We start from the raw sequence: 15,470 nt of genomic DNA on the forward strand, positions 1-15,470 counted from the left end.
GACCGGTCGTCACGTTGACGTTTCGCAACTTTTCGGGTGGTATCAGGAACGGTGCCGCGCACCGGTCGACGATGACCGGCGCGGATGGTCACCGCCGTGCCCGTGGACCGAGCATCATTTCCCCTTGTACGGGCACCTGTACGGCGCCGCGGATCTGGTGTAGATCCGGTCAAAAATGAGCAATACCCCTCACAAAGGAGTGAGAGCGACATGCCGCTCGAAGAGGCCAAAGACGAGCTGCTGAGGAGTGCCGCCGCGAGCTGTGCGCACACACCCGGCGGCGACTGCGGGAGCGCCGAGGAGGCGCTCGCCTTCCTGCGGCTCTACTACCGGCACGTCGCGCCGGAGGACCTGCTGGACCGCGACCCGGTCAACGTGTACGGCCCCGCGACGGCCCACCGCCAGCTCGCCGAGCGGCGCCCCCAGGGCCGGGCCCTGGTGCGGGCCTACACGCCGAACCTGGAGGAGCACGGCTGGGACCCCGGCCGCTCGGTCGTCGAGGTGGTCACCGACGACATGTCCTTCCTGGTCGACTCGGTGACGATGGAGCTCAACCGCCACGACATCGGCACCCACCTGATCATCCACCCGCAGATGCGGGTGCGCCGGGACATGACGGGCAGGCTCCTCGGCTCCGGCGAGGAGGACGTCACCGGGCAGATGCTCGTCGAGTCCTGGATGCACTTCGAGATCGACCGGCAGAGCGACCCCGCCGTGCTCCGGCGGCTCGAGACCGACCTGCAGCGGGTCCTGTCGGACGTGCGCTACGCCGTCGAGGACTTCCCGAAGATGCGGGCGCTGGCCGTGCGGACCGCCGAGGACGTCTCGGTGAACCCGCCGCCGCTCGACCCCGCCGGGGTCGAGGACAGCCTGGAGCTGATGCGCTGGCTCGCGGACGGGCACTTCACCTTCCTCGGCTACCGCGAATACCGCCTGGAGCGCGGCGAGCAGGGCGACGAGCTGCACGCGGTGCCCGGGACCGGCCTGGGCATCCTCCGGCACGACAAGGCCGGCTCGGGCAGCTTCGCCGCGCTCCCGCCCGAGCTGAGGGCCAAGGCCCGCGAGAAGCAGCACATGCTGATCATCACCAAGGCCAACAGCCGCGCCACCGTGCACCGCCCGGCCTACCTGGACTACGTCGGCGTCAAGCTCTTCGACGCGGCGGGGGAGGTCGTCGGCGAGCGCCGGTTCCTCGGCCTGTTCACCCACGCGGCCTACAACGAGTCGGTCGCCCGCATCCCGGTGCTCCGCCGCAAGCTGGCCGAGACCCTCGACCTGGCCGGGTTCTCCGCCGAGAGCCACGACGGCAAGGACCTCATCGAGATCCTGGAGACCTACCCCCGCGACGAGCTCTTCCAGACGTCCGTGCAGCAGCTCCTGCCGATCGCGCTCGGCGTGCTCCGGCTCCGCGAGCGCAAGCAGGTGAAGGTCTTCCTGCGCCCGGACGACTACGGCCGCTACGTCTCCTGCCTGATCTACCTGCCGCGCGACCGCTACACCACCAAGATCCGCATCAGGATGCAGGAGATCCTCCTCAAGGCGCTCGGCGGCGCCTCCCTCGACTACAGCGCCATGATCGGCGAGTCGGCCCTCGCCCGGCTGCACGTCGTCGTGCGCGGGGAGCGGGGCCGGACGCTGGGGGCCGACTCCGTCGACGTGGGGGAGCTGGAGGCCGTGCTGGCCGCCGCCACCCGCTCCTGGGAGGACGACCTGGCCGCGGCCATCACCGACCTGAGCTCGGAGGCCGAGGCGCCCCGCCTCGTCCGCCGCTACGCCGCGGCCTTCCCCGAGGGCTACAAGGCGGACTTCCCGCCCCGGATGGCGGTGGCGGACCTGCGCCGGCTGGAGGCCCTGGCGGCGGCGTCGGGGACCTCGACGGCCTCGGGCGCGCCGGAGCCGTCCGACGCGATCGGGATGAACCTCTACGAGCCGTACGACGCGCCCGAGGGCGAGCGCCGGTTCAAGCTCTACCGGATCGGCCGGCCGATCTCCCTGTCGCAGGTGCTCCCGCTGCTCCAGCGGATGGGCGTCGAGGTGGTCGACGAGCGGCCCTACGAGATCGACCTCGACAACGACCCGGCGACGAAGGACGCCTGGATCTACGACTTCGGCCTGCGCTACACCCCCTCGCCGGAGGTGGACCGGGACGTCTTCAAGCGGCTCTTCCAGGACGCGTTCGACGCGCTGTGGCGGGGCCGGGTGGAGAGCGACGGCTTCAACGCGCTCGTCCTGACCGCGGGCCTCACCTGGGAGCAGGCCGAGATCCTGCGGGTCTACGCCAAGTATCTGCGCCAGGCCGGGACCGCCTTCAGCCAGGACTACATCGAGCGCGTGCTGCAGGGCAACGTACGGCTCGCCCGGCTGCTGGTCGGCCTGTTCGAGGCCCGGCTCGACCCGGCCCGCCCGGAGGAGGCCCGCCAGGACCTGGCCGCCGCGCTGCACGAGGAGATCCTCGGCGCGCTGGACGACGTCGCCTCCCTGGACGAGGACCGGATCCTCCGGGCCTACCTGGAGATGATCCAGGCCACGCTGCGGACCAACTACTTCCAGCGGGCGGACGGGGAGCGCAAGCCGTACATCGCGGTGAAGCTCGACTCGCCCTCGATCGGCGTGCTGCCGCTGCCCCGGCCGAAGATCGAGGTCTTCGTCTACTCGCCCCGGGTCGAGGGCGTGCACCTGCGTTTCGGGAAGGTCGCCCGCGGCGGGCTGCGCTGGTCGGACCGGATGGAGGACTTCCGCACCGAGGTCCTGGGCCTGGTCAAGGCGCAGATGGTGAAGAACACCGTGATCGTGCCCACCGGCTCCAAGGGCGGCTTCGTGGTCAAGAACCCGCCGAAGTCCGGCCGGCGGGAGGATCTGCAGGCCGAGGGCGTCGCCTGCTACCGGATGTTCATCTCCGGCCTGCTCGACCTCACCGACAACCTCGTCGACGGGCAGGTGGTCCCGCCCGCCGACACGGTCCGGCACGACGGCGACGACACCTACCTGGTGGTGGCCGCCGACAAGGGCACCGCGACCTTCTCCGACATCGCCAACGGGGTCGCCAAGGAGTACGGCTTCTGGCTGGGCGACGCCTTCGCCTCCGGCGGCTCGGTCGGCTACGACCACAAGGGCATGGGCATCACCGCCCGCGGCGCCTGGGAGTCGGTGAAGTACCACTTCCGCACCCTCGGCGTGGACGTGCAGGCCACCGACTTCACCGTCGTCGGCATCGGCGACATGTCGGGCGACGTGTTCGGCAACGGCATGCTGCTCTCCCAGCACATCCGGCTGGTCGCCGCCTTCGACCACCGGCACGTCTTCATCGACCCGCACCCCGACGCCGCCCGCGGCTTCGCCGAGCGCGCCCGGCTGTTCGCGCTGCCGCGCAGCTCGTGGGAGGACTACTCGCCCGAGCTGATCTCCGCGGGCGGCGGCGTCTGGCCGCGCACGGCCAAGTCGATCCCGGTCTCGCCGCAGGCGCGCGCCGCGCTCGGCATCCCCGACGGGGTCGCCGCCATGGCGCCCAACGACCTGATCAGCGCGATCCTCAAGGCCCCGGTGGACCTGCTGTGGAACGGCGGCATCGGGACCTACGTCAAGGCGTCGTCGGAGTCGCACGCCGACGTCGGCGACAAGGCCAACGACGGCCTGCGGGTCGACGCCGCCGAGCTGCGCTGCAAGGTGGTCGGCGAGGGCGGCAACCTGGGCCTGACCCAGCTCGCCCGGATCGAGTACGCCCTGGGCGGCGGGCTGGTCAACACCGACTTCATCGACAACTCCGCGGGCGTGGACACCTCCGACCACGAGGTGAACATCAAGATCCTGCTGGACCGGGTGGTCCGTGACGGCGAGCTCACCGACAAGCAGCGCAACCAGCTCTTCCTCGACATGACCGACGAGGTCGCCGAACTGGTCCTGCGCGACAACTACGACCAGAACGTGGTGCTGGCCGCGGCCCGCGCGCAGGCGCCGGAGATGCTGCACATCCACGCGCGCTACCTGCGCCGGCTGGAGCGGGACGGGCTGGTCGACCGGGAGCTGGAGTTCCTGCCGTCGGACAAGGCGCTCGCCGAGCGGCGCCAGGCCGGGCTCGGCCTGACCGCGCCGGAGTTCTCCGTGCTGCTGGCCTACACCAAGCTGGTGGTGGACGCCCAGATCCTCGGCTCCGACCTGCCCGACGACCCCTACCTGGCGTCCTGGCTGGTCTCCTACTTCCCGTCGGCGCTGCGCGAGCGGTTCCGCCCCTTCATGGACGACCACCCGCTCCGCAGGGAGATCATCACCACCTGCGTGGTGAACGACCTGGTCAACTCCAGCGGCACCACCTTCATGTTCCGCGTGGGCGAGGAGAGCGGCGCGTCCGCCCCGGACATCGCCCGCGCCTACCTCGTCACCCGGGAGGTCTTCGACCTGCCGAGCTTCTGGCGGGCGGTCGAGGAACTGGAGGACAAGGTGGACGTCTCCACCCAGCTCGCGATGGAGCTGGAGGCGCGCAAACTGTGCGAGCGCGGCACCCGCTGGCTGCTCGGCAACCGCCGGCCGCCGCTGGACCTGGCCTCCACGGTGGGCTTCTTCACCAAGGGCATGAACGGCCTGCTCCCGCACCTGCCCAAGCTGCTGACCGGCTCCGACCTGGCGGCGTTCGAGGACCGCAGGGACTCCTTCATCGCCCGCGGGGTCCCCGACGACCTGGCCGAGCGGGTCGCCGCGATGGTCCCGGCCTACTCCACCTTCGACCTGGTGGAGATCGCCACGAGCACCGGCCGCCCGGTGGACGAGGCCGCCGAGGTCTACTTCGACCTCGCCGACCGGCTCCGCCTGGCCGGGCTCCGGGAGCGCGTCATCGCGCTGCCCAGGGACGACCGGTGGAACTCCATGGCGCGCGCCGCGCTCCGCGACGATCTCTACGCCGCGCACGCCGCGCTCACCCGGGGCGTGCTGATGGGCAGCGAGTCCGGGCTCTCGCCCGAGGAGAGGCTCGCCCGCTGGAGCGAGGTGAACTCGGCCGCGGTCGCCCGGGCCCGGCAGACGCTCTCGGAGATCTGGGAGAGCGACGACTTCGACCTGGCGACGCTCTCGGTGGCGCTGCGCGCGGTCCGGACGCTGGTGGCCTCCACCGGCCTGCCGCACGCGGAGGACTGAGTCCCCGGGGCCGCTCCCCGGGGGACCGGCCCCGGGGACCGGGCCGGGCGTCCGCGTGCCGATCCCTCGGGGAGCGGGCCGGGCGTCCGGGTGCCGGTCCCCCGGAGACGCCGCGTCCCCGGGGGACCGGCGGGGCGTCAGGACACGAAGACCTTGGTGATGCCGCCGAGGTAGCCGACGACCCTGGCCGGTTCGCCGCTCTCCTTCGCCGGGACCACGCTCACGTACTGCTGCGTCTCCACGGTGCGCAGCTCCTTGCGGGCGTAGGGCTCGGTGGTCAGCCCCCGCGCCTGCCGGGGGACCGCGATGTACGGCGCGCAGGGATCGACCTTGATCGTCCTGGTCGTCGTCCTGACCAGGGAGTACATCACCAGGGCCCCGCCGTCTCCGGTGCGCAGCGCGTGGACCGGGTAGCCGGCCGCGGCGAAGATCGAGTCGTAGCCCAGGCAGCCGTCCCGCTTCTCCGCCGTGCGCGCGGCGGCGATCTCGGTCGCGTGGGCGGTGGTGTGCGGGCCCTCGGCGATCAGCCCGGCGGAGAAGCCCGCCGCCCCCTCCTCCGCCGTGGTCGCGTGGAGCGGCGCCATCAGCCGGGGGCTGATCGCCACGGTCATGTCGTCCTCGGCCAGGGCGGTGGCGTACCCCTCGGCGTCCAGGGCGATCTCGGGGAGCGCGTCGTCCAGCAGCGACAGGGAGCTGACCTGCCAGTCGTCCGCGCCCTGCCGCACCACCGTCAGCACGGCGGGGCGGGCGCGCCCGGCGGCGTCCCGGCGGTCCGCCACGGCGGCGAACCAGACGGGCCCCCGCGCCAGGCGGGGGACCAGCAGCCGCGGCTCGCCCCAGGTGTAGCGGGGCGGGTCCCCGCCCTCGGCCTCCGCGCTGTCGTAGGCGGCCTGGGTGAGCGCCAGGTGCCCGTCGCGGGCCTGCTTGAGCAGGTGGTGCCGGTCGGCCAGCAGGTGCGGCGCGGCCGCGCCGAGGACCTCGTCGGCGGAGAGGAGGTCCCGCAGCGCCCGGCCCGCCTCCTCCAGCGTGACCTGCGGGCGCACGGAGGGCGTCGGCGCGGGGGCGGTGCCGCCGGCCGAGGCTCTGGGGGAGGGGGCGGCGTCGCCGGACCCGGAGCAGGCCGCCGCGGACGCCACGGCCACGGCCACGGTCAGCGCGAGCAGCCCTCGTCGCCCGTGTCCCCGCACGCCAACCTCCCGATGGTCCCCGTCGCGGCGCCCATGCTATGGCCTGTCCGGTCGTGAGGGCTCGTGCCGTACACAACCGTGCCGTACACAACGGGGTGCGGTGGTCGCGTACCCTTTACAGACGTGGCAGTCATCGATCCGGCAGAAGAGATCAACGAGCTTACCGGCACGCTGAGAAGCATCCAGGACGTGCTGGACCTCGACGCGATGCGCAAGCAGATCGAGGAGCTGGAGGAGCAGGCCGCCGCGCCCGACCTGTGGAACGACCAGGATCGGGCCCAGAAGGTCACCAGCAAGCTGTCCTACATGCAGGGCGAGGTCAACAGGATCGAGTCCCTGGGGCGGCGCCTGGAGGACCTGGTGGTGCTCTACGAGCTCGCCGCGGCCGAGGACGACGCCGACACCCTGGAGGAGGCCGGCCGCGAGCTGGAGTCCCTCAGGGGCGACATCGGCGCCCTGGAGGTCCGGACCCTGCTCTCGGGCGAGTACGACGCGCGTGAGGCGGTCGTCACCATCCAGTCCCAGGCGGGCGGTGTGGACGCCGCCGACTGGGCGCAGATGCTCCAGCGGATGTACCTCCGCTGGGCCGAGCGCAAGGGCTACCCGACGGAGGTCTACGAGACCTCCTACGCCGAGGAGGCCGGGATCAAGTCGACGACCTTCACGGTCAAGGCGCCCTACGCCTACGGCACGCTCCGCGGCGAGCACGGCACCCACCGGCTGGTCCGGATCAGCCCGTTCGACAACCAGGGCCGCCGGCAGACCTCCTTCGCGGGCGTGGACGTGGTCCCCGTCGTCGAGACCACCGACCACATCGACATCAACGAGGACGACCTGCGGGTCGACGTCTACCGGTCCTCGGGCCCCGGCGGGCAGGGCGTCAACACCACCGACTCCGCGGTGCGCCTGACCCACCTGCCCACCGGCATCGTGGTCTCCTGCCAGAACGAGCGCTCGCAGCTGCAGAACAAGGCGACCGCGATGGCCGTCCTGCAGTCCAAGCTGCTGGAGCGCAAGCGGCAGGAGGAGGCGGCGGCGCTCAACGAGATCCGCGGCGAGTCCACCACCTCGTGGGGCACCCAGATCCGCAACTACGTGCTGCACCCGTACCAGATCGTGAAGGACCTGCGGACGGGCACCGAGGCGGGCAACCCGGGCTCGGTGCTCGACGGGGACATCGACGGGTTCATCGAGTCGGAGATCCGCTGGCTGCGCCGCCAGGAGGCGGGCACCGACGCCTAGACCGGGTCCGGGCGGTCCCGGCGGCCGGGAGGCCCCCGGGCCGCTCAGCCCTTCGCCAGGTGCTCCAGCACCAGGGTCAGGAAGAAGAGCACGATCAGTGCCAGCGAGACCATCGCCGGGGTCATCCCGCCCAGGCCCGCCTGGTGCATCCGGTCGCGGTTGGCCCGGCACAGAGGGCAGCGGCCCTCGGCGACGGGATGGGCGCACCGCGCGCAGACCAGGTCGTCACAGCTCATGGGGTCCTCCCCTTCGGAGTCGGAACCACTTTATGCGGTCGTTACCGGGCGCCGAATCGTTTTGTTTCCGTTATGGACCTTCCATGCCGGTCTTCCCCCTAGACTGGGCTCCGGCCAACCGGAACGTCGATCCAGGTAAAGATCGGCGCCCCCCGGCCGGCGAGAGGCGGAAAGTGGACCTCTGCCACTACCGCGACCGTCCTAACCCCTAGACTGGCATGCCGTGATGCGCCCGTGATCCATTTTGATAATGTCACCAAGGTCTACGCGAACCAGAACCGCCCCGCGTTGGACCACGTCAGCGTCGACGTCGACAAGGGTGAGTTCGTGTTCCTCGTCGGCCCCTCGGGGTCCGGGAAGTCGACCTTCCTTCGACTGATCTTGAAGGAGGAGCGCCCCAACTCCGGGGCGATCCACGTCGCCGGCAAGGATCTTGCCCGGCTGTCGAACTTCAAGGTCCCGCACCTGCGCCGCCGGATCGGCTGCGTCTTCCAGGACTTCCGGCTCCTGCCGAACAAGAACGTGTACGAGAACGTCGCGTTCGCGCTGGAGGTCATCGGCAAGCCGCGGCGGTTCATCCGCAAGGTCGTGCCCGAGGTCGTCGAGCTCGTCGGCCTGGAGGGCAAGGCCCACCGGATGCCCGACGAGCTGTCCGGCGGCGAGCAGCAGCGGGTCGCGATGGCCCGCGCGTTCGTCAACCGGCCGATGATCCTCCTGGCCGACGAGCCGACCGGGAACATCGACCCGGCGACGAGCATCGGCATCATGAAGGTCCTCGACCGGATCAACCGGACGGGCACCACGGTCGTCATGGCCACGCACGACGCGGCCATCGTCGACTCCATGCGCAAACGCGTGGTGGAACTGGAGGACGGCAAGATCGTCCGTGACCAGTCGCGTGGCGTGTACGGCCAGGCGTACTGAGTCCCAGGACGTCCCGGAACCCGGAAAGCGACAGCGACAGGAAGAGCATGCGGGCAAACTTCATCTTCTCCGAGGTCTGGATCGGCCTCCGCCGCAACCTCACGATGACCATCGCGGTCATCGTGACCGTGGCGATCGGCATGGCGCTGCTGGGCGTCGGTCTGATGATCAACTCCCAGATCTCCGGCATGAAGGACTCCTGGTTCGACAAGGTCGAGGTCTCGGTCTTCCTGTGCAAGAAGAACGACCCCTTCCCCCAGTGCAAGGGCAGCGGCGGCGTCGACGCGCAGGAGCAGGCGGCGCTGAAGGCGACGATCGAGGCCATGCCGCAGGTCGAGCGCGTCGAGTTCGAGGACGCCGCCAAGGCCTACGAGAACTTCAAGGCGCAGAACGCCAGCAACAACGTGCTGATCTCGGCGATCCAGGTCGAGGACATGCCCGAGTCCTTCCGGGTCAAGCTCAAGAACCCCGACGAGTACGGCGCGGTGATCGAGGGGCTGCAGGGGGCGCCCGGGGTCTCCAACGTGATCAACCAGAAGGAGATCCTGGAGAAGTTCTTCGGCCTGCTGGAGAAGCTCCGCTGGGCGGCGCTGACGATCGCGATCACCCTGGTCTTCGCGGCCGCCCTGCTGATCGGCAACACCGTCCGGCTGTCGGCCTACAACCGCCGCCGTGAGACGGGCATCATGCGGCTGGTCGGCGCCTCGAACCTGTACATCCAGCTCCCGTTCGTGATGGAGGGCGTCATCGCCGGCCTGATCGGCGGCGTGATCGCGGCGGTCCTGCTGATCGTCAGCAAGGTGTTCCTCTTCGACAGCGTGCAGCTCTACCTCGGCGGGACGGCCCAGCTCTCCTGGGAGACCGTCGCCTCGGCGATCAGCCTCACGATGATCATCGGCGTGCTCATCTGTGTCTTCGCCTCCTTCGTCACGCTCCGCCGTTACCTCCGTGTGTAAGGCATCCCGGTAGGCTCCAGGCATGCCACGTGAGACCGGGCGGAAGGTCATCGCCCAGAACAAGCGTGCCCGGCACGACTACCACATCGAGGACACCTACGAGGCCGGCCTCGTGCTGCAGGGCACCGAAGTGAAGTCGCTGCGACTGGGCCGCGCCTCCCTCGTCGACGGATACGCCACCGTCAAGGACGGCGAGGCGTGGCTGATCAACATCCACATCCCGGAGTACACCATGGGGACGTGGACCAACCACGCGGCGCGGCGCACCCGCAAGCTGCTGCTGCACCGCAAGGAGATCGACAAGCTGGTCGCCAAGACGAAGGAGGGCGGCCTGACCCTGGTCCCGCTCTCCCTCTACTTCAAGGACGGCCGGGCCAAGGTCGAGCTGGGTCTCGCGCGCGGCAAGAAGGACTGGGACAAGCGGCAGACGCTGGCCGAGAAGCAGGCCAAGCGGGAGATGGCCCGCGCGGTCAGGCACCGGAACCGGTGACCGTGACGGGGAGGGCTCGCAGGGCCGTGACGGCGGCGCTCGCGCTGGCGGTGACGGCCCCCATGCTGTCCGGGTGCTTCGAGGAGCCGTCGGCCCACGACGCGGTCCGCGATTTCCTGGTCGGCTGGCAGACCGGTGACTACGCCATGGCCGCCCGCCGTACCGACGGTGACGAGGGCAAGGTGCGCCAGGCGCTGGAGGACGTCCGGATCCAGCTCGACGCGGCCTCCTTCCGCTTCGGTCTCAAGGGGGTCCGCCGGACCGGGGACGAGGCCGAGGCGACCTTCGAGGCCGAGGTGGACCTGGGGGAGAACAACCCCCTGTGGGAGTACGACGGCAGGCTCCCGCTCCGCCTGGTGGACGGCCGGTGGAAGGTGCGCTGGTCGCCTGCCGTGCTCCACCCCGAGCTGCGCGAGGGCCAGCGCTTCGCGGTGGACACCGATCCGGAGGACCGCCAGCCGATCGTGGACCGCAACAACGACCCCCTGCAGCAGCCCGCCAACCTGCACGTGGCCAGCGTCACCCCGGCCAGGCTGCAGGACGCGGCCGGGCTCTGCGAGCGGCTGGCCGCGGTGACCGGCTTCCCCCAGGACCGGTTGCTCAGCCGGATCCGCTCGGCCCCGCCCAGCGAGGAGCTGCCGCTGGTCACCTTCGGCCGGCTCCGCTTCGCCCAGCTCCGTTCGAAGCTGGAGGCCATCGACGGCCTGAAGTTCTCCGTGCGCGAGGCGTCCGTCGCGCCGGACGCGCCCACGCAGATCGTCGGCACCGTCACCGCGGTCACGCCGGAGACCGAGCAGCAGCTCGGCGGCCCGCAGCGCGCCGGGGACACCGTCGGCCGGAGCGGGCTGCAGAAGGCCTACCAGGAGCACCTGACCGGCTCGACCGAGACCAGCGTCATCACCGTGGACCTCAAGACGCTGGAGCCCGTCACCGAGCTCGCCAAGTGGCGGCCCGGCCGTACGGCCTCGCCGGTGCGCACCACGCTCGACCGGAAGACCCAGGCGGCGGCCGACTCCGCGCTGGCCGCGACCGGCCCGGGCATGCTGGTCGCGGTCCAGGGCTCGACCGGCGAGGTGCTGGCCGTGGGCGGCACCAAGGACTACCACCAGGAGAAGCACGCCTTCGCCGGGGAGTTCCCCGCCGGGACCGCGTTCTCCGTCATGGCCGTGGAGGGGCTGCTCAAGTCCCGGGTCGACCTGGAGCAGAAACTCGACTGCCCCGCCGAACGGACCGTGGGCGGGATCCGGTTCCGGCAGGCGGGCGCGTCCGCCGGCGGCACCCCGACGATCCAGGCCAGCTTCGCCGGCGGATGCGTCACGGCCCTGGCCTCGCTCGCCCGCAGGGTGGACGGCACCGCGCTGACGGCCGCCGCCGCGAAGTTCGGCATCGGCGTGCCGTGGACGCTCCCGCTGAAGTCCTTCAGCGGGAAGGTGCAGCCGCTGAAGAACGACGCGGCCACGGCCAGGGCCCTGGCCGGGCAGAACGTCTCGGTCAGCCCGCTGTCCATGGCGCTGGTGGCGGGGGCGATGGCCTCCGGCACCTGGCATCCGCCGATCCTGGTCAAGGAGCCGGCGACGCAGGACCCGTCCGACGAGGCCGAGGCGCCCAGGCAGGTCTCCCCGATCGACCTCGACGAGGAGACGACCGCCGCGCTGCGTTCCCTCATGCGCGCCGGCGTGACCTCGGGGTCCGCCCGCGCGGCCGCGGCGCCGGGCGACCCGGTCCACGGGATCACCGCCGCCGCGTCCGCCGACGACAAGCCGCTGTCCTGGTTCGTCGGCTGGCAGGGGGACGTGGCCGTGGCGGCGCTCGTGGAGAGCCCGGACTCCACGGCCGGGGCGGTCGCCGCCGGCCGGTTCTTCCGGAACCTGCGCGCCGGGATGTGAGTCCCGGCCGGGGTGCGAGTCCCGGCCGGGATGCGAGCCGAGGAAGAACCGGGAAGAAGATTCGTCACCGTGAGCAACCATCCGGGGCTCCCCGTGCGTCCTCCCCAGTGACTGAGCACCGCTCGGGGGGTTGCGGGCTCAGTCGCCGTGATGAGATCAGGGCTTCGTCTCGGGGGAGGCCCTGCCGTCACGACCGGCTCGACCCTGCCGGTCGGCCCCGGGGGCGCGTGCGAGACGCCGCGCCTCCGGGGCTTCGCCGTTCCTCCGTCCTGGAGGGGTGCGGTGGGAATCCGGCGGGCGCGGGAGGCGTTGTACCCGACGGCTTTCGAAGACGTCCCGGACGAAGGTCCGTCCGGCCGGAGGGAATCCGGTTGGCGCGGACGGCGTTGTAACCGGTATCTTCGGATCGTCCGCCCCTCCTCGTGGGGAGCGGGTTGACAACTCAACAGGGGGGTGACTGGTTTCGACTTTGGCTTTGCAAGTCAGGAGAAGCGGGTCGAGGACTGCGGACATAACCTCGTTAATCCTGTGACCGCGACCAATAAGTGCCAATAAGACGCACTCCGAAGTCAAGAGCCAGGGCAACCTGGCCCTCGCCGCCTAAGCAGCGAGTGGCTTCTGTCGGCCCGGGAGCGCCTCCGGCCCGGATCCGGCATCGCTAGGAGGCTCAACCGCGAGACCCGGCCACGGGGTCGAGCGGGAAATCTAACAGTGGCTGAGCCCGTCGGCGTCTTGCCTGCGTGATCGCCGGGGCTGAGAAAAGCACAGCAGGCTGCACCCGGAGAAGCCCTGTCTTGGAGTTGAAGGACGCGGGTTCGATTCCCGCCACCTCCACCCCCGCTCCGCATTCGAAACGTGTGGAGCAGATCGCCGAAGGGCGGTCGGCCGGCGACCTCGCCGACCGGCCGCCCTTCGGCTTTCCCGGACGCGGTACGGCTGCGCACCGCCGTCTCTCCGAAGACCGGGAGATGCGGCATCCTGTCACGCGGGTTCACGCCTCGGGCGGGTCACGGGAACCACGGTGAGGAGATGGTCGAGGCCTTTGAAATCTCCAGGATTGCAGGTGTAGAGCGGCAACCGGTTCGCGATGGCGACGCAGGCGATCATCAGGTCCGCGGTCCGAGGGCGAGGTTTGCGGCCCGAGGCGACGACGGAGATCCAGAGCTGACCGTACTCACGGGCGGCGGTGTCGTCGAACGGCAGAGGATCGAACTCGGCTTCGGCGCCCTGCAGGATCTTCATCCGCTGGGCGAGTTCCTGCGGTCCGTCGGCCACCAGCACCCCGACGGAGAGCTCCGCCGTCGTTATCGCACTGATCATCATCTCGTCGGGCAGCTCGTCGGGGTCGATGTCCGCCCGCAGGATGAGGATGTCGGTGTCGAGCAGTCCCAGCGGATGGGTCACCGCTGCTCCTCGGAGAACTCGCCCCTGCCGTAGGCGCGATCGTAGGGGTCGTAGAGGTCGTCGTTGACGTGACGGTCCATGTCCGCGCGGAACTTCCGATCGTCGAGGCGCGGCATGCCCCGTGACATGGCGGCGAACTCGGCGCGGGAGACGGCGCGTCGCCGTCGGCGGATGGGAACCAGGTCGCCGATGTGATGGCCGTTCCGGGTCACGGCGAACCGCTCGCCGCGTTCAAGGGCGTCCATGATCTCCGCTGAACGATTACGCAGGTCGCGCTGCGATATCTCAGGTGCACCGCTGGGTTCCGGCATGCTCATGCACCGACTCTACGCCTTATGTGCTACATGGTGCTATCAAGTGGCACTCCTTTTCGGGAGTGGGGGTGGGGCGGAGGAACACTTCATGCGCCGTCGTCGCGTCCGCGTGACCGTGCGCTTCTCAGACCGGAACGCTGAGAGGCGTGGTGGCGCGGCCGGTGGCCTCGTAGAGGGCGGCAGAACGAAACCGGACGCCCAACGGAAGCCGGAGGTGCGAGGGCGGTGATCGGCCGGGGGCGCGCCGGCTCTAAGGTGCGAGGCGGAGGGCCGGGACGCGCCGTTCCCGCCGGAGCCGGAAGGGGCCGCAGGATGACCACGACAGCGACGAACTGGGCGGGCAACATAGCCTTCCGTGCCGGGCGGGTCCACCGTCCGTCCTCCGTCCCGGAACTGCGGGCCCTGGTCGCGCGGAGCGGGCGGATCCGGCCCCTGGGCACGGGACACTCGTTCAACGACATCGCCGACTCGCCCGGCGACCTGGTCTCGCTCGCCGGCCTGCCGCCCGAGGTGGAGACGGACGCCGGGACCGGGACGGTGCGGGTCGCCGCGAGCGTGCGCTACGCCGAGCTGGGCCGCCGCCTGCACGAGGCGGGGTACGCCCTGCCCAACCTCGCCTCCCTGCCGCACATCTCCGTCGCCGGCTCCTGCGCCACGGCCACCCACGGCTCCGGCGACGCCAACGGCAACCTCGCCACGGCGGTCTCCGCGCTCGAGCTGGTCACCGCGGACGGCGATCTGGTGACCCTCTCCCGGGACGCGGACGGCGACCGGTTCCGCGGAGCGGTCGTGGGCCTGGGGGCCCTGGGCGTGGTCGTCGCGATGACGCTGGACGTCGTGCCCGCCTTCGGCGTGCGGCAGTACGTCTACGAGGGGCTGCCGTTCGAGGCACTGGACGACCACTTCGACGCGATCGTCTCCGGCGCGTACAGCGTGAGCCTGTTCACCCGCTGGAGCGGCCCGCTGATCGACCAGGTGTGGGTCAAGCACCGGATCGGCCCGGAAGGCGCGGACGGGGCGGCCGCCGCAGGCGGCGCGGCCGGTGGTGCACCGGCGGTGGTCCGGGCGGGCGCGGACGGCGGTCCGGCGCCGGAGACGGACCCGTACGGCGCACGGCTCACAGACCTGTACGGCGCGCGGCCGGCGGACGGCCCGCGCCACCCCGTGCCCGGCATGTCCACCGTCCACTGCACCGAGCAGCTGGGCGTGCCGGGGCCGTGGTTCGAGCGGCTGCCGCACTTCCGGCCGGACTTCACCCCGAGCAGCGGGGAGGAGCTGCAGTCGGAGTACCTGCTGCCCCGGCGGCACGCCGTCGCGGCGCTGCGCGCGCTGGACCGGGTCCGGGACCGGATCGCCCCGGTCCTGCAGGTCTCGGAGGTCCGCACGGTGGCCGCCGACGAGCTGTGGATGAGCCCGTCCTACCGGAGGGACACCGTCGCGGTGCACTTCACCTGGGTCAAGGACACCCCTGCGGTGCTCCCGGTGATCGGACTGCTGGAGGAGGTCCTGGAGCCGTTCGAGGCCAGGCCCCACTGGGGGAAGCTCTTCGCCACCCCGCCCGCCGTCCTGCGGTCCCGCTACGAGCGGCTGCCGGACTTCCTGGACCTGGTGCGCGAGTACGACCCGGCCGGGAAGTTCTCCGGCGACTTCCTGGAGCGGCACCTCCTCCGGGACCTCTGAGACGGGCTTGCCGGGGCCCGGCGGTAC

At 71.0% G+C, this 15,470-nt stretch carries 11 protein-coding genes and 1 other RNA gene; 8 read left to right on the plus strand and 4 right to left on the minus strand.

What is annotated here, in order from left to right:
• Nucleotides 1-210 precede the first annotated feature (210 nt).
• Nucleotides 211-5,124 (plus strand): NAD-glutamate dehydrogenase, encoded by a 4,914-nt coding sequence (locus HS048_RS09745; RefSeq protein ID WP_068894613.1) that lies wholly within the window; start codon nt 211-213, stop codon nt 5,122-5,124.
• Nucleotides 5,125-5,261: 137 nt separating this feature from the next.
• Here HS048_RS09745 and HS048_RS09750 read toward each other — a convergent pair whose 3' ends face one another.
• Complete coding sequence (locus HS048_RS09750; RefSeq protein ID WP_196466747.1) at nt 5,262-6,311, minus strand: hypothetical protein; 1,050 nt, start codon at nt 6,309-6,311, stop codon at nt 5,262-5,264.
• Between the two features lie 123 nt (nt 6,312-6,434).
• On the opposite strand from HS048_RS09750, the gene prfB reads away from it, so the two are divergent.
• Nucleotides 6,435-7,553: a peptide chain release factor 2 gene (gene prfB, locus HS048_RS09755; protein WP_191894230.1), complete on the plus strand. Its 1,119-nt coding sequence runs from the start codon at nt 6,435-6,437 to the stop codon at nt 7,551-7,553.
• 44 nt (nt 7,554-7,597) lie between these two features.
• Here the strand turns inward: prfB and HS048_RS09760 are convergent, their stop codons facing one another.
• Nucleotides 7,598-7,789 carry a hypothetical protein gene (locus HS048_RS09760; protein ID WP_068894616.1) on the minus strand — a complete coding sequence of 64 codons (192 nt, stop codon included), beginning with the start codon at nt 7,787-7,789 and terminating at the stop codon, nt 7,598-7,600.
• A gap of 234 nt (nt 7,790-8,023) precedes the next feature.
• Between HS048_RS09760 and ftsE the strand changes: the two genes are divergently transcribed.
• The 5 genes from ftsE to ssrA all read left to right on the plus strand — a co-directional run bounded on the left by ftsE (nt 8,024) and on the right by ssrA (nt 12,882).
• Nucleotides 8,024-8,713, plus strand: coding sequence for a cell division ATP-binding protein FtsE (gene ftsE / locus HS048_RS09765; protein WP_043620538.1), 690 nt, complete (start codon nt 8,024-8,026; stop codon nt 8,711-8,713).
• 47 nt (nt 8,714-8,760) lie between these two features.
• Complete coding sequence (ftsX, locus tag HS048_RS09770; protein ID WP_068894617.1) at nt 8,761-9,669, plus strand: permease-like cell division protein FtsX; 909 nt, start codon at nt 8,761-8,763, stop codon at nt 9,667-9,669.
• Between the two features lie 22 nt (nt 9,670-9,691).
• The gene (smpB, locus tag HS048_RS09775; RefSeq protein WP_068894618.1) at nt 9,692-10,159 is read left to right on the plus strand and encodes an SsrA-binding protein SmpB; all 468 of its coding nucleotides are present in this window, start codon (nt 9,692-9,694) and stop codon (nt 10,157-10,159) included.
• Between the two features lie 26 nt (nt 10,160-10,185).
• Nucleotides 10,186-12,045 carry a penicillin-binding transpeptidase domain-containing protein gene (locus HS048_RS09780; protein ID WP_307832407.1) on the plus strand — a complete coding sequence of 620 codons (1,860 nt, stop codon included), beginning with the start codon at nt 10,186-10,188 and terminating at the stop codon, nt 12,043-12,045.
• Between the two features lie 449 nt (nt 12,046-12,494).
• Nucleotides 12,495-12,882: a transfer-messenger RNA gene (ssrA, locus tag HS048_RS09785) on the plus strand.
• A gap of 144 nt (nt 12,883-13,026) precedes the next feature.
• Here ssrA and HS048_RS09790 read toward each other — a convergent pair.
• Both HS048_RS09790 and HS048_RS09795 read right to left on the minus strand, forming a co-directional pair.
• Nucleotides 13,027-13,449, minus strand: coding sequence for a type II toxin-antitoxin system VapC family toxin (locus tag HS048_RS09790; RefSeq protein ID WP_196466749.1), 423 nt, complete (start codon nt 13,447-13,449; stop codon nt 13,027-13,029).
• Complete coding sequence (locus HS048_RS09795) at nt 13,446-13,766, minus strand: type II toxin-antitoxin system Phd/YefM family antitoxin (protein ID WP_196466750.1); 321 nt, start codon at nt 13,764-13,766, stop codon at nt 13,446-13,448. The genes HS048_RS09790 and HS048_RS09795 overlap by 4 nt, the downstream gene beginning before the upstream one ends.
• Nucleotides 13,767-14,075: 309 nt before the next feature.
• On the opposite strand from HS048_RS09795, the gene HS048_RS09800 reads away from it, so the two are divergent.
• Nucleotides 14,076-15,443, plus strand: a complete 1,368-nt coding sequence (locus HS048_RS09800; RefSeq protein ID WP_196466751.1) for a D-arabinono-1,4-lactone oxidase — start codon at nt 14,076-14,078, stop codon at nt 15,441-15,443.
• The last annotated feature ends 27 nt before the right edge of the window (nt 15,444-15,470 follow it).

It is taken from the genome of Planomonospora sp. ID91781 (assembly GCF_015711595.1).
In the GTDB taxonomy this organism is placed as follows: domain Bacteria; phylum Actinomycetota; class Actinomycetes; order Streptosporangiales; family Streptosporangiaceae; genus Planomonospora; species Planomonospora parontospora.